General features: G+C 53.3%; 14 protein-coding genes. 13 read left to right on the top strand and 1 reads right to left on the bottom strand.

Annotation, left to right across the window (positions count from 1 at the left end):
* Positions 1 to 233: 233 nt before the first annotated feature.
* The 8 genes from BUB68_RS11625 to rsmH all read left to right on the top strand — a co-directional run bounded on the left by BUB68_RS11625 (position 234) and on the right by rsmH (position 11,552).
* Entirely contained in the window at positions 234 to 1,910 is a 1,677-nt protein-coding gene (locus BUB68_RS11625; protein ID WP_081371986.1) for a sigma 54-interacting transcriptional regulator, read from the top strand.
* Positions 1,911 to 2,198: 288 nt separating this feature from the next.
* Positions 2,199 to 2,465: an HPr family phosphocarrier protein gene (locus tag BUB68_RS11620; RefSeq protein WP_014425795.1), complete on the top strand. Its 267-nt coding sequence runs from the start codon at positions 2,199 to 2,201 to the stop codon at positions 2,463 to 2,465.
* A 114-nt stretch (positions 2,466 to 2,579) separates the two neighbouring features.
* Positions 2,580 to 4,292, top strand: a complete 1,713-nt coding sequence (gene ptsP, locus BUB68_RS11615) for a phosphoenolpyruvate--protein phosphotransferase (protein ID WP_073091534.1) — start codon at positions 2,580 to 2,582, stop codon at positions 4,290 to 4,292.
* A 416-nt stretch (positions 4,293 to 4,708) separates the two neighbouring features.
* Positions 4,709 to 5,899 (top strand): multidrug effflux MFS transporter, encoded by a 1,191-nt coding sequence (locus BUB68_RS11610; RefSeq protein WP_178139523.1) that lies wholly within the window; start codon positions 4,709 to 4,711, stop codon positions 5,897 to 5,899.
* Between the two features lie 91 nt (positions 5,900 to 5,990).
* Entirely contained in the window at positions 5,991 to 6,803 is an 813-nt protein-coding gene (locus tag BUB68_RS11605) for a Cof-type HAD-IIB family hydrolase (RefSeq protein ID WP_073091531.1), read from the top strand.
* A 143-nt stretch (positions 6,804 to 6,946) separates the two neighbouring features.
* Positions 6,947 to 9,448 carry a tetratricopeptide repeat protein gene (locus BUB68_RS11600; RefSeq protein WP_073091529.1) on the top strand — a complete coding sequence of 834 codons (2,502 nt, stop codon included), beginning with the start codon at positions 6,947 to 6,949 and terminating at the stop codon, positions 9,446 to 9,448.
* 15 nt (positions 9,449 to 9,463) lie between these two features.
* Positions 9,464 to 10,396 carry a DUF1266 domain-containing protein gene (locus BUB68_RS14915; RefSeq protein WP_081371985.1) on the top strand — a complete coding sequence of 311 codons (933 nt, stop codon included), beginning with the start codon at positions 9,464 to 9,466 and terminating at the stop codon, positions 10,394 to 10,396.
* A gap of 73 nt (positions 10,397 to 10,469) precedes the next feature.
* Positions 10,470 to 11,552, top strand: coding sequence for a 16S rRNA (cytosine(1402)-N(4))-methyltransferase RsmH (gene rsmH / locus BUB68_RS11590; protein ID WP_073091527.1), 1,083 nt, complete (start codon positions 10,470 to 10,472; stop codon positions 11,550 to 11,552).
* Here rsmH and BUB68_RS11585 read toward each other — a convergent pair.
* A complete protein-coding gene (locus tag BUB68_RS11585) occupies positions 11,542 to 14,196 on the bottom strand; it encodes an EAL domain-containing protein (RefSeq protein ID WP_073091524.1) in 2,655 nt (884 codons plus the stop codon). The two genes, rsmH and BUB68_RS11585, sit on opposite strands and share 11 nt — an antisense overlap.
* Before the next feature lie 299 nt (positions 14,197 to 14,495).
* Between BUB68_RS11585 and sufC the strand changes: the two genes are divergently transcribed.
* Genes sufC through sufU form a run of 5 tightly spaced genes read left to right on the top strand, consistent with a single transcriptional unit; the run spans position 14,496 to position 19,162 of the window.
* Positions 14,496 to 15,248 carry a Fe-S cluster assembly ATPase SufC gene (sufC, locus tag BUB68_RS11580; protein WP_073091522.1) on the top strand — a complete coding sequence of 251 codons (753 nt, stop codon included), beginning with the start codon at positions 14,496 to 14,498 and terminating at the stop codon, positions 15,246 to 15,248.
* Between the two features lie 7 nt (positions 15,249 to 15,255).
* Entirely contained in the window at positions 15,256 to 16,665 is a 1,410-nt protein-coding gene (gene sufB / locus BUB68_RS11575; protein WP_073091520.1) for a Fe-S cluster assembly protein SufB, read from the top strand.
* Between the two features lie 11 nt (positions 16,666 to 16,676).
* Positions 16,677 to 17,513 carry a SufB/SufD family protein gene (locus BUB68_RS11570; protein WP_073091517.1) on the top strand — a complete coding sequence of 279 codons (837 nt, stop codon included), beginning with the start codon at positions 16,677 to 16,679 and terminating at the stop codon, positions 17,511 to 17,513.
* Positions 17,506 to 18,741, top strand: coding sequence for a cysteine desulfurase (locus tag BUB68_RS11565; RefSeq protein ID WP_073091515.1), 1,236 nt, complete (start codon positions 17,506 to 17,508; stop codon positions 18,739 to 18,741). Before BUB68_RS11570 ends, BUB68_RS11565 begins: the two co-directional genes overlap by 8 nt.
* Positions 18,731 to 19,162: a Fe-S cluster assembly sulfur transfer protein SufU gene (sufU, locus tag BUB68_RS11560; RefSeq protein ID WP_073091513.1), complete on the top strand. Its 432-nt coding sequence runs from the start codon at positions 18,731 to 18,733 to the stop codon at positions 19,160 to 19,162. Before BUB68_RS11565 ends, sufU begins: the two co-directional genes overlap by 11 nt.
* Positions 19,163 to 19,224: the final 62 nt, after the last annotated feature.

The raw sequence follows: 19,224 nt of genomic DNA, 5'->3' as shown, positions 1-19,224 counted from the left end.
CTCACCTCTTCCTGAAAGTGAGCATTATACTCACCATCTTATAAACTTTTCGACAATTATAGAAAATTTCCTGCCAGTATTTACACATTTGTGCAAAATTAGCAAACCTTCTCCCACAGTATATCATATTCTGACGGATTTGGGCAGATAAATTTTTGTATTCCTTTGGTTAATCACTGATTTTAGCAAGTCTTTGTAGTATAATGAAGAGCAGAAAGGATCGATGGAAAGTGATGTATGAACAGGAAGCCGTGGTGCATCATGACAGCGGCATACACGCCCGCATCGCAGCGATGATTGTCCAGCGGGCACAGGAACTCAGCGAGAAATATGCTACGCCGCTTTTTTTGCGCAATCAGCGCAGTGAGCGGTTTGAGATGCGCAGCCTGATGAAATTGGTGGCGCTCAAAATCGGCAAGGGGGATTCTCTTTTTGTGTCCGCCGAAGGTGATGCCGGGCGACAGGCCGTTTATGAGATGGTACGCTTCCTGGAAGGCGATTTTGAGATGCGGGAGCCAGGAAAAATCCATGAGATGGATAAGCTCCTGCATGAAAATGCCTTGATGCAGGAACGCCTGCAAATGATCCTGGAGGCAGTGCAGGATGGCATCTGTGTGGTGGATCGTACTGGTGAGATCACGTATGTCAATCCATCTTATTTGCGGATTGTCCATAAAACGCCGGAAATGGTCATGGGACAGAATGTCTTCAAGACGGCTCCGGAAGGGAATCGTTGTGCTGTCCTGCGTACTGGCGTGGCGCGCATTGGCAGTATCAGCCGGAAGAAAGATGGTACCACTGTTGTGGCCAATGTCAATCCGATATTCGTCAATGGTGAGATTGCAGGCGTGGTTTCGGTCATCAAGGACATTACGGAACTGCAGAATCTGATGGCGCGCCTGTCACAGGTATCGGCCAAGGCAGAATATCTGGAACAGGAACTTCTGCGCACGAAGAAGACCGCCAATGCTTTTGCTAACTATATCGGCAAGAGCGGCAAGGTCATTGATGTGCTGGCGCTGGCCTCAAAGGCGGCGAATTCCGGTGCTACGGTGCTGATCCGCGGCGAGAGCGGCACAGGCAAGGAGGTTATCGCCGAAGGAATCCATTATGCCAGTGAGCGGCGGCGGGGGCCGTTTATCCGGGTGAATTGCGGCGCCATCCCCGGGACGCTTTTGGAATCGGAACTCTTTGGCCATGAGAAGGGGGCCTTCACGGGCGCGGTCAAGCGAAAATTAGGCAAGTTTGAGCTGGCTGACCATGGCACGATCTTTCTCGATGAAATCGGGGAGATGGACAAGAAGATGCAGGTCAAGCTCCTGCGCGTCCTGCAGCAGAAGGAATTTGACCGCGTGGGCGGCGAGGAAACCGTCCATGTGGATGTGCGCATCATTGCGGCCACGAACCGCCATCTGGAAGATATGGTCAAGGATGGTACCTTCCGCGATGATCTCTATTACCGCCTCAATGTCATTCCCATCATCCTGCCGCCGTTGCGGGAGCGTATTGATGATATCCCATTGCTCGTCGAGCACTTCATTGAGAAGATCAGCGTGACTACCGGCAAGGCTGTCCGCAGCATCACTCCCGAGGCGATGGACATCCTGATGCGTTACAAGTGGCTGGGAAATGTGCGGGAGCTGGAAAATGTCATCGAGCGGGTGATCACCCTGATGGACAGCGATACCATAACGGTGGCAGCGCTGCCTTCCTATATAAAAGGAGAAGCTGCTGATCGGGAAGTCCGGCAGCTGGATGAGGAAAGTGCTGTTTTGCCTTGGGAGGAATATGAGAAGCGCATTATAGCCAAGGCGCTCAAACAGTGTGGCAGCTTCAACGCGGCGGCCAAGGAACTCAGGATTACCCATAAGACCGTTGCCGCTAAAGCACGGAAATATGGATTGTCCTGATGCTGGTAAAAAATACCATGTTTGGTAAATTTTACCAGTAAAACCAATAAAATTGGTAAAATTTACCAAAATAATAATTGTTCCCCTGCATAGTGAGGGGATTAAATATTATTTTTCATTTTGGCAGAACCCCTGAAAATAGGACACAGGACTTATTTTGGGGAATTTTTACCTAGATTTCAAAAGTTGGCACGCTGTTTGCATTTATATAGGGCAGTTAAATAAATTCATGTTCGCAGATCGCTGTAAGCGATTAGGATATGTTATGTGAAGAGGAGAGATTTTCAAATGACTCAGGAAGTTGTAACGATCGAAAACAAAACTGGTATCCATGCCCGCCCGGCATCCATCTTCGTACAGACGGCTACGAAGTTCAAGTCCAAGGTTCAGATCCAGGCTAAAGGCAAGACTGTAGATGCTAAGTCCATTCTCATGATCATGAGCATGGGTCTCGTACAGGGCACGGAAATCACGATTGTTGCTGACGGTCCGGATGAAGCAGATGCAGTTAAGGCTCTGAAGGAACTCGTTGATTCCAAGTTCGGCGAAGAATAATTTTTGACCTTCGGGTTAGGGCGCCTTCTTTCCAAGGAATGGAGACTTTGGAGGAAGGCGTTTTTTACGAATCAATAACATTTATGGTATCTATATCAGGGGGAAAGAAATAAAATGGCAGACGCAATCAGAGGTAAAGGCGTTATTTCCGGTATCGCCATCGGTAAAATCATGCTGGCAGGCCAGAATCTGGATGGTTATCTGGTGAACTATCAGCCCGAAAGCAAGGAAATAGAGAGCAAGAAGGCTCAGGACGCTTTGACGGCCGTAGCAGAAACCCTGCGTGAAAACATTGAACGCCTGCAGAAACAGGACATGGTAGAGCAGGCTGCCATCATGGAAGCTCATCGCATGATGGTGCAGGACCCGATGATGGCACAGAAAATCGAGGAGAAGCTGGATGAAGAGGCTAATGCTCCGCAGGCTGTGCTCAAAGCTGCTGAAGAACAGGCACAGATGTTCGAGATGATGGAAGATGAATACTTCGCAGCCCGTGCCGTTGACCTCCGTGACGTGGGTAAGCGCGTTGCTAAGTACATCCTGGGCGTAAAGGAACCGGAACTGGGTGATGAGAAGGTTATCCTCTGCGGCCGTGAAATCGAACCTTCTGTTATTGCAGGTATGCCGACGGACAAGATCGCTGGTGTTATCCTGGGTTCCGGCTCCACGACGGCTCATGCTGTTATCATCGCTAAAGCTCGTGCTATCCCCACCATTGTTGGCCTGAACAAGGAAGACCGTATCGATAAGATCGCTGATGGCGACCATGTCATCATGGACGGTGAAGAAGGCAAGATCATCGTGAACCCCAGCGAAGAAGAACTGGCTGGTTACAACGAAAAGATCAAGAAGCAGCAGGAACTGGCTGCTCACTATGCACAGCTCAAAGATCTGCCGGCTGTTACCACGGACGGCGTGAAAGTTGACCTGATGGCTAACATCGGTACGCATATGGACGTGGACAACGCCCTGAAATATGGTGCCAAGGGTGTAGGCCTGTTCCGTTCTGAGTTCGTGTTCATGGGCCGTCAGGACATCCCGAACGAAGAAGACCAGTTCAAGGCTTATAAAGAAGCTGTTGAAAAGTGCCAGGGCAACCTCTGCGTTATCCGTACGATGGATATCGGCGGTGACAAACCCCTGCCGTACCTCAACATTCCGGAAGAAGAAAACCCGTTCCTGGGCTATCGTGCAGTCCGCATCAGCCTGCAGCGCAAGGATCTCTTCCTGCCGCAGCTGAAAGCTATCCTGCGCGCTGGTGTATACGGCAAGGTGGGCATCATGGTACCGATGGTCATCAACGTGGCTGAATTCAAGAAGGTTAAAGAATTCATCGAAGAAGCTAAGCTCGAACTGACGCATGAAGGCAAGGCTTATGCGGAAGATGTTCAGGTTGGTATCATGGTTGAGACGCCGGCTGCTGCTGTCATGACGCCGGTTCTGGCTAAGTACGTGGACTTCTTCTCCATCGGTACGAACGATCTCGTTCAGTACACGCTGGCTTGCGACCGCGGTAATGCCAACATCGCTGAGCTCTACAACCACTTCAACCCGGCTGTACTGCAGCTGATCCAGCGCACGATCACCAGCGCCCGTGAGAACGGCATCTGGGCTGGTATGTGCGGCGAGATGGCCAGCGATCCGAACGCTGCTGTTATCCTGATGGCTATGGGCATCAGCGAGCTCTCCATGAGTGCTCCGTCCATTCCGCGCGTTAAGGAAAAAATCCGCAACATCAGCTCCACGAAGGCTAAGGAAATCCTCGCTGACGTGATGAAGATGGAAGACGGTGACGAAATCAAGGCTTACCTGAGCAAGGTGCTGTAAGAAATATCATGCCGCCCCCTTGAGGGGGAGGTGGTCGCGTAAGTGACCGAAGAGGGTAACTCTTTGACGGGCTGGTAGTAACCGGCTCTTCAGGAGCTACCCTCTTTGCGTCCTGCGGACTCACTTCCGTCTGAAGGGGGCCGCTGCTGTATCCACATAGTTATCCACAACATACAGAGGGATAAGTGATGATTTCGTGGCGATTTTTCAGTGTTTTTTCAGAAAAAACGGTACTTATCCACAGTTTCCACAGGAAAAACTGTGCACAATGTGGATAAGTGTAAGATTTTTGCTTGCTTGGATATTGATATTTTTCTGACGATTGTGGATAACGGGGAAAGATTTTTTGATTGAAATAGGAAAGAAATGTGTTATAATAACCCTTTATCGGAATGTTGACAGGAGGGTATAAATATATGGCAATGTCTAAGGGCAAACAACTTTGGCTGACGGTGTTTTTGGGCTTGATGTCGGCGATGGCACCCTTGGCCACGGATATGTATCTGCCGGCGCTGCCCACCATGCAGCAGGATTTGGGCATCACGGCTTCACTGGCCCAGCTGACGCTGACCATGACCATGCTGGGCATGGCTCTGGGGCAGATTTTTGCCGGGCCCATCAGTGACCGTTATGGGCGCAAGTGGCCGCTGGCTATCGGAATGTTGTTCTTTACCTTATCCACCATAGGGTGTGTCTGGGCGCAGGATATCATGGTATTCCTGTTCTTCCGCTTTGTATCGGGATTTGCAGGGGCCAGTGGCATCGTGATTTCCAAGGCCATTGCCCGTGATGTATGCGAGGGGCCGGAGCTCACGAAGTTCTTCGCCATGCTCATGATGGTCAATGGACTGGCCCCCATCATTGCCCCGGTGATTGGCGGGCAGATATTGTTGTTTGCCAGTTGGCGCGGCGTGTTTGTGCTTTTGGTGGCAGTGGGGCTTTTCCAGCTGCTGGCCACGCTTGTCTATAAGGAAACCCTGCCTGCGGATAAGCGCCTCAAGGGACTCGGGGATTCCTTCGCCAAGTTCCCTATGTTGCTCAGGAATCGTTATTTTCTCGGACATTGCCTGGTGCAGTGCTTTGTGTTTGGGGCGTTCTTTTCTTATCTGTCCGGTTCGTCTTTCGTGTTTCAGAATATCTTTCAGGTATCGCCGCAGATGTTCAGCCTGATCTTTGGCGGCATCGGTGCTGGCCTGATGGTTTCGGGCGCACTGCCTGCGCGGCTGGCCGGGCGCGTAGCCGATGTGGTGATGATGCGGGGGGCTCTGCTGGTACCTCTGGCTGGTTCCGTACTCCTCTTGCTGGCTTTTTCAATGGGGGCTGGCATGGCCGTTATCCTGCCGGTGCTCTTCCTGACGATTACGCCGTTGTCCGTGCTGGGGGCGTCCAGCTTTTCGTTGGCGCTTTCGCGTCAGGGGAAGAATGCGGGCAGTGCCAGCGCTTTGCTGGGCTTTTTCTCCATGATTTTAGGCGGCTGCATGATGCCGCTGGTGGGGATTGCCGGAGAAAATACGGCAATTCCCATGTGTGTGATGATGATCATCGGCTATGGGCTGGGCTATCTGGTCTTCCGGCTGATGATTGTCCCGGAACATGAATCTGCGTAACCTTGTTTCAAAAGGCCTGTCAGCGTATTGCTAGCTGACAGGCTTTGTGTTATATTGGTTTTGTTGTTTTTTGACGAAAGGAATGTAAATTATGGAATATAAGATGATTGCGTTGGATTTGGATGGTACGCTCAATAATGATGATAAGATTATTACCCCGCGTACCCGCGATGCCTTGATGGCGGTGCAGGAACAGGGCGTGATCGTGGCGCTGGTCTCGGGCCGTCAGGCACCAGGGCTGCAGCGGGAAGCCGATGCCCTGCGCCTGGAGGATTATCATGGCTTGCGGATTTCCTATAACGGCGGCCGCATTCAGGATGCCACCACGGGCAAGATCCTCTTTGACAGTGCCATCGATAATGAGACGGCCGTATCGTTCCTGCGCCATTTGGAAGCATGGCCGGAGCTTTCTCCCATCGTGGATGATGGGAAGTACATCTATACCACGGATGCCCGCCGTCATAAGGTCATGGATGAGTGCCGCAACAACAATATGCAGGTAAAGATCGTGGACAATATCGCCGATGCCGTGGATTTCTCCCCCGTGAAGATCCTGACGGCAGCCCCCAATGACATCCTCGTGCCGCATCTGGCTGATATCCGCAGGGGGTTCGAGGATAAGCTGTCCTTCGTGCAGTCGGCTCCCTGGTTCTATGAAGCCACGATGAAGGGCGTGAGCAAGTCCAGTGCTCTGGAGCAGGCCTGCGAGCGTTTGGGAATTGAACAGTCCGAGGTTATGGCCTTTGGTGATGCTCAGAACGATATGAGCATGCTGGACTTCGCTGGTTACGGCGTAGCCATGGGCAATGCCTGTGACGAGCTCAAGGCGATGGCTGATGAAATCACGGCTACGAATAATGAAGACGGCATTGCGATAACGCTGACCCGTCATTTTGACATTTAATATTGTTTTTTTAGGGAACATTTCCGGGAAAATCGGCGGAGATGTTCCCTATTATATTGTAATTGTCACTAATTTAATGCCAATTTAATAATTTTATTGTAGGGTAAATAATATAAATTATTACAGAAGGGTGTGGCAGATACATGGGGGAACGATTTACGCCAGCGGTACATGAGGCAGTGGAACTGATTTGGGGTCATGCGGATGCGGACAGTGCACGCCGGGGGCAGGATATGCTGCAGCAGGCGGCAGAAGCAGGCGACGCAGATGCCTGGGGGTTGCTGGCCCGTACCTATATGGGGCAGGGGGCCGTATGGGAAAACAGCGGCCTGCCGCAGGTCAATGATGAGGAAACGGTACATGCGTACATTCTGAAAAGCATTGCGGGCGGCAGCGCGGCAGGGGCAGTATGCGCGGTGGCGCAGCGCTGGTTTTACCCTACGGAGCAGGAGGCACTGCTGGCGCACTGGGAATCGGTAGAGGCCGCCTGGGAGGAGGCCAAGGCCTATACGGGCAAGGATGGGGAACCCATGATGTCTTTCCTCGTCGGGGCTGCTTATAAATATGGTGCCGAACCGCTCCTGTTGGGGCAGGATAGTCAAGAGGCTCCGCTGTTGCGGGCCCGGAAGGCCCTGCCATATCTGGAGGAAGCCCTGGAGGGCGGTTTGGCTTGGGCGCTTGACCTTTATAAGGACTGTGTGCGGATAATTGGGCAGGCAGAGTGCAATGAGGAGTTGGTGGCCAATTACCGGAAGCTGGAGGACAGATTCTGCAAGGCGGGCTTTGCCCATGTCCTTTGGAGCCGTGGGGAAGATCTGTATGACCAGCAGAACTATGAAGCGGCCCGGACTTATTATGAAAAGGCTGCAGCAGCAGGGCTGGACAATGCCCGTTTCAATCTGGGTTACATGTTGCGCCATGGGCAGGGCATCCCCGCGAATCCCCAGCGGGCTTTTGAGGAATATTTACTGCCGCTGGCGGAACAGGGGCATGTGAATTCCATGTATCAGGTGGCCGATATCTATTTCTGGGGCGATTTTTTCCCGCGGGATTTTGCAAAAGCTTATGAATGGTGTGAGCGGGCATTGGCCAGGGGGGCGGAATTCCATGGTTTTTATGTATATGATGTCCTGTTGCCCATGATGTGCTACTGCAAGCTTTATGGGCAGGGCACGCCGGCAGATGAGAAATTGGCGGCGTTGTCGATTCAGGAGGAAATGAGCCAGGAGGAAGCTGAGCCATTGCTGCCCGGTTATAAGCGGGCTTTGCTGCAATACCTGATGGCCGAGGTCTATGCAAATGGTTATGGCGGCATTCCCCGGGATGCGGAAATGGCGGAGAAATATCGGCAGGAGGCCACGGAATACGGGGGCTTCAAGGCCATGCTGGAGAAGATGTCCTGGGAGCGGAATCCCATCACGCTGTACAGCCAGACAAAAGAAGAGGATGGCCCCTTGAACGGGGAAACAATTCGCGGCTGGCAGGAGCGGCGCACGGCACAGGCAGATAAGCGGCGCCCCTGGAGGCTGGCCCTTGATTTGCCCAGTGGCCGGAGCATTGGCTTTGTCCATTACGGAGAAGAGGAGTTGCGGGCGGCATTGGAACTGCTGACGCGGGATTGCTATGGAACGGTGGTGCTGGACAAGGAAACCTCGGATAGCGAATATCTGGCTGTGGGTTACGGCCTGAGCGGCTATTATCTGCAGGCGTATCTGGGCGGCCACTATGTCTGCAAAGATGTGACCGAGCAGGCGGAGGCCCTGGCCTGCCTTGCAGGCTGGGCTGGAAACGAAGGTCTGCAGGGGCAGGATTGGCAGGCTGATGAAGATGCCGAAAAGAAGAGCCAGTGGAATCACTATCTGCGTCTGGCTGAGAAATGCAAGCAGCAGGATGACCGGCCGGGCCGGATTGCGGTGCTGGAACGGGCGGCAGAATTGGGCTGCGGGCATGCCATGAATCTGCTGGGCATCATCCATAGTGACGACATCAAGGAAGCGTCCATCTGGTTTCTGAATGCGACCCGGACAAAGGATGCGAGCGATGTGGTATCGGCTTGGTATTCTCTGGGCAAGCTCCACAAGGAAAATGCTCAGGGTGATGGCGCGCAGGCCCTGCATTATCTGGAAAAGGCTGCCCATATGGGCGATTCGGCCGCCTGGCTGGAACTGGGCATCTGTTATCTGAAAGGAATCGGCACGGAACCGGATTACGAAAAAGGCGTGGCCTGCTATGAGAAAAGCATCGCTATGGGGGATTATGAAGCCATGCTGGCCCGGGCGCATCTCTGCATTGATGAGGAAGGCGAGTGGCATGATCTGGAAGCGGCTATCCCTTGTCTGGAGCGGGTGGCCTATGAAGAATGCGTGGATAATGACTGGCAGAATGAAGGCCGGGTCATGCTGGCCAAAGCCTATATAGCCAAGGATGCCGCTGCTTATTATGAAAAAGCCCGCATGCTGGTGCGCGAAGCCGCTGGGGAAGGAAATCTGGAAGGGGCCTTTGCGCTGGCCCATTTTTACAAGGAAGATGGCGAGATGATTGCCTATCGCAAGGTGCTCAAGCGGGCGGCCGAGGCAGGCTACGAACCGGCGCAGGAAGAAGTGGAGCATATGTACGATACCAGTGAGTGGAGTGAATGTCTTTAAGAAGGGGCGATAAGGATGGAAGCATTTTCCGTTAAGGCAAAGTTTTTGGGCAAACAGGGATTTTTCAGCCGTTTATGGAGCCGGGGATATGAGGGCACCATTGAACTTCAGCCGGATGACAAGCTGACCATGACCGGTTATGATCAGGTCTATGAGTCCAATGATGTTCAGAGGTTCAATATCTATTATCGGGGCGAGGGGGTGGAGTACCTGGAGGTCAGCATGCAGGGAGACAAGGACTATCGTTTCCAGCTCTATCATGAGGAGGCATATCGCTTCTTTTCCTGGCTCATCTGGCAGGACGTCTACCAGTACGGCCTGAATACCCTGCGGGAGAAGGAGGACGATTTCCGTGCCCATCTGGAACGGCCGGTGCTGGCGCAGCTGCGCCAGTGGCAGGCAGAGGAGGATAAGCTTATCCGCCGTCCTCAGGATGACCTGACCTGGGAAGAGGTGGACGAGAATTTCCGCAAGTGGCTTTGCGCCGTCGCTGCCATCAACAATATGGCCAATGGCATGGATGTCCATGAATTCGGCGGCATGCCGCGTTTTGACCCTATGGGGCGGGAATATGGCCGGCAGATCCTGCGGGATTCCTGGGAAATTACCACGCGGGCGGAATTGATTGAGACGATTCAGGATATGGTTGGGGAAAATCTCCTTTGGCAGCTGTTGCGCACTTTGCAGAATGCCGGCTGGGGCTATCTTTCCGGGCTGCTTACCCTGCGGGAAGCGTTGAATGTGGCCTATACGGCCGGCAAGCGCCTGCAGAATGTGACCCGCAGCTGGGAAGGCATGGGAAAAGGCTACCTGCGTTCCTATAAGTCCTATCTGGGTTACGACGAGGGGTACATACGGCGGGAGGCCGCTTTCCAGCAGCTGATGGAAGACGAGGACAGTCTCTACAAGGAAGTTCCCTTCGATATGGAGCTGGTCAAGAGCTGGTAAATATTGTGAAGGCTGCCATCCTGTGTTATAGTTAGGGGCAGAAATATTTAAGCAGAGGAAAGGCAGCAACAAGATGGAAGAGAAACAGCATAAGCGCCGCATCCATTACAGCGGCAAATATCCCCGGCATTTTGCGGAGAAGTACAAGGAGCTGAACCCCGAAAAATATGGGGAGGAAGTGGCCCATGTCATCGCCAAGGGCAATACTCCTGCGGGGATGCACATTCCCATCATGGTGGAGGAGATTCTCGATGTCCTCGCCATTCAGCCCGGCGAGCAGGGCTTTGATGGCACCCTGGGCTATGGCGGTCATACCATGGCCATGCTGGCAAAGCTGGAAGGCCGCGGGCGGCTCTACAGCGGGGATATCGACCCCATTGAGTCGAAGAAGACCGAGGCACGGATTCGGGAGACGGGCTTTGGCGAAGAAATCTGGCAGCTGCGGAATATGAATTTCTGCGAGATTGACAAGCTGGCCTCAGAGGTGGGCGGCTTTGATTTCGTGCTGGCCGATTTAGGCGTGTCCTCCATGCAGATCGATAATCCTGAAAGAGGATTTACCTTCAAGAGTGACGGGCCGCTGGATCTGCGGCTTAATCCTGAAGCCGGGATTACGGCGGCAGAACGCCTGGCGGACATTTCCAAGGAAGAGTTGGAGGGCATGCTGCGGGAAAATGCGGATGAACCTTATGCCGCTGAGATTGCCCGCCAGATAACCCGCCGCCGCTGGCCCATCAAGACCACGAAAGAGCTTTATGAGGAAGTGGCCAAGGCGCTGGCTAAGGTCGAGCTGCCGCCTGAGGTCAAGGAAAAGGTAGGCTATAGCACGAAGAAGCAGGCTTTGGCCCGGGAAGAACTCACGAAAAAAAGCAGTGCCCGTGTATTCCAGGCACTGCGCATTGACATCAACCACGAATATGAAGTTCTCTACGAATTCATGGAAAAACTGCCAGCGGCATTGAAAGCTGGCGGCCGGGCGGCCATCCTGACCTTCCATTCCGGCGAGGACCGGATCGTGAAGAAGGCCTTCAAAGCTTTTCAGCAGCAGGGAATCTATCGGGAAATCTCTCAGGAGGTCATCCGCCCCACGCGGGAGGAGTGCTATCGCAACAGCCGCGCTCATTCCACCAAATTGCGCTGGGCCATCAAGGCTTGAGGCTGTTGTCCAGCTTGGCAAAGAACTGCTCGATGGGAACGGGATGGGCAAAGAGGAAGCCTTGGCCGATATGGCAGCCGGTGGCCTTGAGCAGTCGCTCCTGTGCTTCGGTTTCAATACCTTCGACCAGTACGCGCATGCTGAGGTTTTGCCCTAATTGGATGACCTGTTTCAGAATGGTCAGGGCGCGTTCATCCTGCTCGGCGGACAGCAGCATGCTGCGGTCGATTTTCATGATGTCCATGGGCAGGTTCCTGAGCATGGCAATCGAGGAATAACCAGTACAAAAATCATCCATACTGAGGGCAAAGCCCATGCTTTTCAAGCGCCTTGTGATCTGCAAGGCGTTTTCGTTTTCTGTTTTGGTGTTGAAATCAATGAAAGATGTTTCCGTCAGCTCCAGTTCCACCAGTTTCCGGGGGAGTTTGTAGCAATCGGCGATGGCTTGTATGCTGGCCAGATAGCCCCGTTCGGAGATATGGAGACCGGACTGATTGACTGAAATCGGAACGACAGGGAGTTTTTTCTTCAGGCGTTCCTGCAAGCATTTGCAGACCAGCTCCAATACATAATAATCCAGCCTGATGGCAAAGCCGTTGCGCTCAAAGAGAGGGATGAAGTGGTTGGGCATAAGGAAGCCCAGTTCCGGACTTTGCCAGCGCACCAAGGCTTCGGCACCGCAGATCTTCCGGGTGTTCAAATCGTATTTGGCTTGCAGGTGTATCTGGAATTCGCCTGTCTCCAGTGCTTTTTCCATATAGAGTTCCATCTGCTGATGCTTCAGCATTTCATCATGCATATTGGTGTTGAAGATGCCGATGGTATTGCTTTTGCCGATGATTTCATTGCGTGCCATCATGGCGTTGTCCATCAGCAGGCTGGCATCGATGTCGCCATTGCGGGGAACCGGGCAAAGGCCGATATGATACGTGACCGTTGTGGGAATGCCATTGACGGGAATGATACGGATGGCCTTTTCTATCTGCTCGGCAGATTGGCGCAGTGTCAGTCCCGGTGGTTTTTGGCAGAGCATATACACATGGGTGATTTCGGCAGAGAGCCCATAGCGGAGAATCCAGGGATGTTTTTTGGTCAATTCCTGCAAGCTGCGCTCGATGCAGTCCGCATAGGTCTGGGTGCCGTGAAGCTCCTTCAGGAAGGCCACGCGCTGAGCGGAAACGACCAGCACGAACAACTCGCCATTTTTCCGGGCTTCCTGGTAGTAGGCGATGGCGTTGGGGAGTTCCTGGGCAAACCAATGCAGGTTATAGATATCCGTGATTGTGACGACGTTGGCCTGCCGCCAGAGTTCAGCCGTATATTTGCGCCGCAGCTGCATGAAGTAGAGCAGTCCGATGATGATGATGGACAGTACCCCGCCCAACAGGCACAGGGACATAAAGGGATTGCGATAGATAAAGGCCTTCAAGGTATCCTGCGCTTGTACGCCGTAGACCTGGCTGTTGACAATGCTGGCAATATCCTGCGGGTCGATATGGGCAACTTCTTTGTTGAGGATCTTCAACAGCAGAGGGTCGGCCGTATCGCTGATGGCAATGGAGACCTTGTGGCTGAAGACCACGTTGCCGTTGGTGTAGAGGTTGTAGTAACTGCCGCGGTATATATCACTTTGAGCCGTTACGGATTTGACGAAGGTCATATCCGCCTCGCCGCGGTTGACAGCGGCCATGCAGTCGGGCACGTCAGCATAATAGCGCAGCTGTTCCGGAGGGAAGGTCCGTTCAATGAAATCGTGTGTGTAGAAATGGGTGCGGGCGCAGGCCACGGTAGGCGTTTCTGGCAAAGGTCTGTCTTTGCGCATAACGGACACATAATTCAGGGTCAGGTAAGGGAAGGTCAGGATCGCATTATGTGCTTTGGCCCAGTTATGGTCGGTGTAGAAATCCATGACCATGTCGATGTCCCCGTTTGTGAGGTGTTGCATCATGGTGTGCTGTGTCTCTTCGGGAATGATTTCCAGTGTGATGCCCAGATCAGCTTCCAACCGTTTGATGATGTCAGCAATAATGCCCTTGGCCTCGCCTTTTTCAAAATAGGTATAGGGAGGCTGACGGGGGGACACCATAGTGCGGATGACCGGATGGGCAGCGAGGTACGCCTTTTCTTCCGGGGTAAGGTTGAGGGCATGACCTTTTACATGGTATTTTTCCAGCAGGCTGTTGGGGAACAAGGGATTGACTTCTTTGATTTCTGCCATGGCCTGCAGGGCCCGTTCTTTTAGATCCGTCCGGTATTCATCTGCCAGCAGCCAGCCAAAACCCTGACCCAGGGGGACGAAAATCGTATTGGGAGGAAGGTCAGTGGGACCTTTGCTGGGGTTGGTCGGCTGACCGTTTTCAGGCAGATAGACAAAATCCAGGCTGCCGCTATGCAGGCGCAATAGATTATCGGCCAAGGTGCCGCGGGTGTAGTTGACATGTACACTCATGTAGGTGCCCATGTATTCCGTGAGTTCATAGGCTGCGCCATGGTAGAGCAACCTGCTTCCTTGCCAGAAATTGCCGGCGGTATCATCAAAGCCTACCCGCAGATTTTGGCGCAAGAATTCCGCCCCCAGACATGGGGGCAGAAAATTTATCGCTATGATGATGGTCAGTATGATTATCCGTGTGAGGTACCGCATGAAAGGCCCCCCTCCTCCTTGGAGAATTCTGCGAGATTATTCTTACACTTCCTATTCGTGATAAGGGGGGAAATTCCTGCAAGATTAAGGGGACGTGGTGTGACTTTTCTTTGGTGTCTCAGAACGGCGATAATGAATATCAATTATATGAATTGTTTATGCATGCGTGTAGTATCTATTGACTTTTTTTTAGCAACACTCTACAATAGGAATTGTTAATCCTGACAAAAATACTAAGGATTAAATGAGCGTAAGTTTTATCAGGTTTACCCTGTTGTTTTTAAAAGGAGAGTTTGTAAATGGCAGAGCAGCTGTTGGCAATCAAGGACCTCCATGCCGGTGTGGAGGATAAGGAGATTTTGAAGGGGCTTTCCCTGTCCGTGGGCAAGGGGGAAGTGCATGTTATCTTAGGGCCTAATGGTTCGGGCAAGTCCACACTGATGAATATCATCATGGGGCATCCCAAGTATACCGTGACCAGTGGTTCCATGGAGTTTGAGGGCGAGGATATGAAGGAGATGAAGACCTTCGAGCGCAGCCGCAAAGGGCTGTTCTTATCCTTCCAGACACCGGAGGAGATTCCGGGAATCACCGTGGAGAATATGCTGCGCACGGCCAAGCAGGTCATCACCGGCGAGAAAGTGAAGCTGCTGCCCTTCCGCAAGGAACTCAAGGCCACCATGCAGGAACTCAAGATGAATCCGGAATATGCCCAGCGTTACCTCAATGTGGGCTTTTCCGGCGGCGAGAAGAAGCGCACGGAAATCCTGCAGCTTTTGATGCTGAATCCGAAATTGGCCCTGCTGGACGAGACGGATTCCGGTCTGGATGTGGATGCGGTGCAGATCGTATCGGAAGGCGTGGCCAAGTTCCACAATAAGGATAACTCCTGCCTAATCATCACCCATAACACCCGCATCCTGGAACATCTCAAGGTGGATAAGGTGCATGTGCTCATGAATGGCCAGATTGTGGAAGAAGGCGGCCCGGAACTGATCGAAGACATCAATCGCCGCGGTTTCACGCATATCCTGGCAGAGCAGGAAGGTTGAGGCAGCTATGGCGGAAAAGAAGAAGACTTATGTGGAGGACATTGAACGTACCCTCTACGACATCAAGAACGAAGACCATTCGGTCTACAAATCCCATAGCGGCCTGACGCCGGAAATCGTACGGGATATCTCTCGGCGCAAGAACGACCCGGAGTGGATGACGGAATTCCGGTTGAAATCGCTGGAGGTCTACAATTCTCTGGCGTTGCCGACCTGGGGGCCGTCGCTTGAAGACCTCAATATGGACGATATCGTGACCTATGTGCAGCCCGATGCCAAGATGACCGGCAAATGGGAGGAAGTCCCTGAAGAGATCAAGGATACCTTCGACCGGCTGGGCATCCCCGAAGCGGAAAAGACCTCGCTGGGCGGTGTGGGGGCGCAGTATGATTCCGAAGTGGTCTATCACTCCATCCAGGAAGATATGGTCAAGCAGGGCGTTATCTACACCGATATGGAAACGGCCCTGCGGGAGCATGGCGACATGGTCAAGGAATATTTCATGACCCTGGTACCGCCCAAAGACCATAAGTTTGCGGCCCTGCATGGTGCGGTCTGGTCGGGCGGCTCCTTCGTCTATGTTCCGGAAGGCGTCCATGTGGAAATGCCCTTGCAGAGTTATTTCCGTCTGAATGCCGCCGGGGCTGGCCAGTTCGAGCACACGCTGATCATTGTAGAGAAAAATGCCAGCCTGCACTTCATTGAAGGCTGCTCGGCACCCAAATATAATGTAACCAACCTCCATGCGGGCTGCGTGGAACTCTTCGTCAAGGAGGGGGCGCGGCTGCGCTACTCGACTATTGAGAACTGGTCACGGAACATGATGAACCTCAACACCAAGCGGGCCTTGGTGGAGAAGGACGGCCTGATTGAATGGGTGTCCGGTTCCTTCGGTTCCCATATCTCCTGTCTGTACCCCTGCAGTGTGCTCCACGGGGAAAACGCCCGCTGTGAGTTCACGGGCGTGACCTTTGCCTCCAAGGGGCAGAATCTCGATACAGGGGCCAGCGTCATCCATGCGGCGCCCCATACATCGGCCAATATCAACACCCGCACCATTTCGAAGGCGGGCGGCAAGGCCACCTACCGCAGTGCGGTCAAGGTCACGAAAAATGCGCCGTATGCCAAGTGTTCCGTGAATTGCGAATCCTTGATGCTGGATAATCTGTCCCGCAGTGATACGCTGCCGGTCATGGATATCGAGGGGGATGAGGCGGATATCGGTCATGAGGCCAAGATTGGCCGCATCAGCGATGAAGCCATCTTCTATCTGACCAGCCGCGGCATTGATGAGGAAGAAGCGCGCGCCATGATTGTCCGTGGTTTCGTGGAGCCGATTGCCAAAGAACTGCCGTTGGAATATGCGCTCGAAATGAACAACCTCGTAAATATCGAACTCGAAGGTACCATGGGGTAAGGAGGATAAATATGATAAGTGAAGAAATTTTTTCCGCCATTCCCATGCGCACCTGGCGGTGGCTGAATGTCAATGAGGTCAAGGTTCCCGAAAACCTCAGTGCGGAGGTCAGAACGGAAAAGATTCTCGTGGAGTCTGGGGAAAACAAGCGCATCGTGCTGGATCGCCGGGAGGGCGGAGCCTTGGAAGTGCAGGCCCATATCGCCGATGGTGGTGAGCTGACGCTGATCTATGCCCAGCTGGTGGACGAGAAGGAAGCGGCCACCAGCCGCATCAAGGTCTATGTGGGCAAAGGGGCAAAATTCAGCTATACCACCGTGGAAGCCGGGGCGAAAGCTACGGCGGCAGAACTCACCGTGGATATGGCTGGCCCTGACAGTGTGGCCGATGTCTGGGGCCTGTACTTTGGCGACGGCGAACGAAAAATAGATTTGAACTATATCATCCGTCAGGGCGGCAAGCGCACCGATGCCAATATGCAGGTGCGGGGCGCACTCTTGGGCGGCGCGGCAAAGACTTTCCGGGGAACGTTGGATTTCCTCGAGGGTTCCAAGGGCTCCGTGGGGCGCGAGGACGAGGAAGTCATGGTGCTGTCCGACCATGTGCAGAACCGCAGCGTGCCCATCATGCTGTCCCATGAGGATGATGTGGACGGCCATCACGCCGTGAGCATCGGCAAGATGGACGAGGACAAGCTCTTCTATCTGATGAGCCGTGGCCTGGATTTGGCGGAAGCCCAGAAACTCGTGGTCGAAGCGAACTTCCAGCCTGTCCTTGACCGCATTGATGATGATGGATTGAAAGCAGAGATTGACGCTTATTTGCAGAGGAGGCTTTCCCATGGCTGATGCACAGGAATTTTTAAAGGATTTTCCCTTATTGAACCATAAAGTCAATGGCCGCAAGGTGGCCTATCTCGACAACGGCGCCACCACCCAGAAGCCGGAACAGATGATCCAATCCATCTGCGGCTACTATGGCGGCTGCAATGCCAACCCCCATCGGGGCGCTTATGCCCTGTCCATTAAGGCCACGGACATCTATGAGGGGGCCCGGGCGCGCACGGCGCAGTTCATCAAGGCCAAGCGGCCTGAGGAAATCATCTTTACGAAGAATGCCACGGAAGCCTTGAATCTGGTGGCTTACAGCTATGGCCTGCACAATGTGCAGGCCGGGGATGAGATCGTCATTTCCATCTCCGAGCATCATAGCAACTGCGTGCCCTGGCAGATGGTCGCTAAAGCTAAGGGAGCAACCCTTAAATATATCTATCTCGAAGAGGACGGCAACCTGTCGGCTGAGGATATCGAGACGAAGATTACCGAGCGCACGAAAATCGTGGCCGTGACGCAGGTGTCCAATGTGCTGGGGCTCAAGAATGACGTCAAGGCCATCGTCAGGAAGGCGCATAGCGTAGGGGCTGTCTGCGTGGTGGACGGTTCCCAGAGCGTGGCCCATATGGCCGTGGATGTGATGGAGCTGGACTGTGATTTCTTCGCTTTCTCGGGGCACAAGATGCTGTCCCCCATGGGCATTGGCGTGCTCTATGGCAAATATGAGCTGCTGGATGCCATGGAACCCTTCCTGCGGGGCGGCGATATGATTGAGTATGTGGAAGAGCAGGAATCCACCTGGGCGGAAGTGCCAGCCAAGTTTGAAGCCGGCACCCAGAATGTGGGTGGTGCTGCGGGCCTTGTGGCCGCCATCGACTATCTGGAAAAGATTTCCTTTGAGCGAATCGAAGCCATCGAAGCGGACTTGCTGAACTACGCACTGCCGCAGCTGCGGGAACTGCCGTTTATCGAGCTTTACGGCTGTGACAGTACGCGGGAGAACAAGACGGGCATCATCGCCTTCAACGTGAAGGATGTGCACCCGCATGATGTGGCGTCCATTCTGGATGCTGACGGTGTAGCCGTGCGGGCGGGCCATCATTGTGCCCAGCCCCTGCACCGCTATTTAGGGCAGAACGCCACCTGCCGGGCCAGCTTCTATCTTTACAACACCCGTGAAGATATCGACCGCTGGATTGAATCATTGAAGAAAGTAAGAGGTGTCCTAGGATATGGCGCTTGATGATGTGTATACGGAAGTTTTAGGAGAGCATAGCCGCAACCCTGACCACAAGCACAAGCTGAGCTGTGCGACCTGTCAGATGAAGGGGAAGAACCCCAGCTGCGGCGATGAAATCACCATTGAATTGCAGGTGGAAGGCGGCGTGGTCAAAGATGCGGCCTTCACTGGTGTTGGCTGTGCCATTTCTCAGGCCAGCACGGATATCATGGCGGAACTCATCCGCGGCAAGAGCGTGGCGGACGCGCGGCGGTTGGCGAATAAGTTCATCTCCATGATCAAGGGTGAACTGGTGGATGAAGATGAATTGGAGGAGCTGGACGAAGCGCTGGCCCTCAGGAATGTGTCCCATATGCCTGCCCGGGTAAAATGTGCCGTCCTGGCCTGGCATACCCTGGATGATGCCCTCAAAGGACAGAAATAAGCTAAATTGTATAAAAATGTAAGTTATCCACAAAATATGGTGGATATCCACGGCAAAACTGT

It is taken from the genome of Pseudoselenomonas ruminantium (assembly GCF_900142515.1).
Lineage (GTDB): Bacteria > Bacillota > Negativicutes > Selenomonadales > Selenomonadaceae > Selenomonas_A > Selenomonas_A ruminantium_D.
Note: the sequence above shows the minus strand (reverse complement) of the source record. Positions and strands in the feature narration are given on the sequence as shown.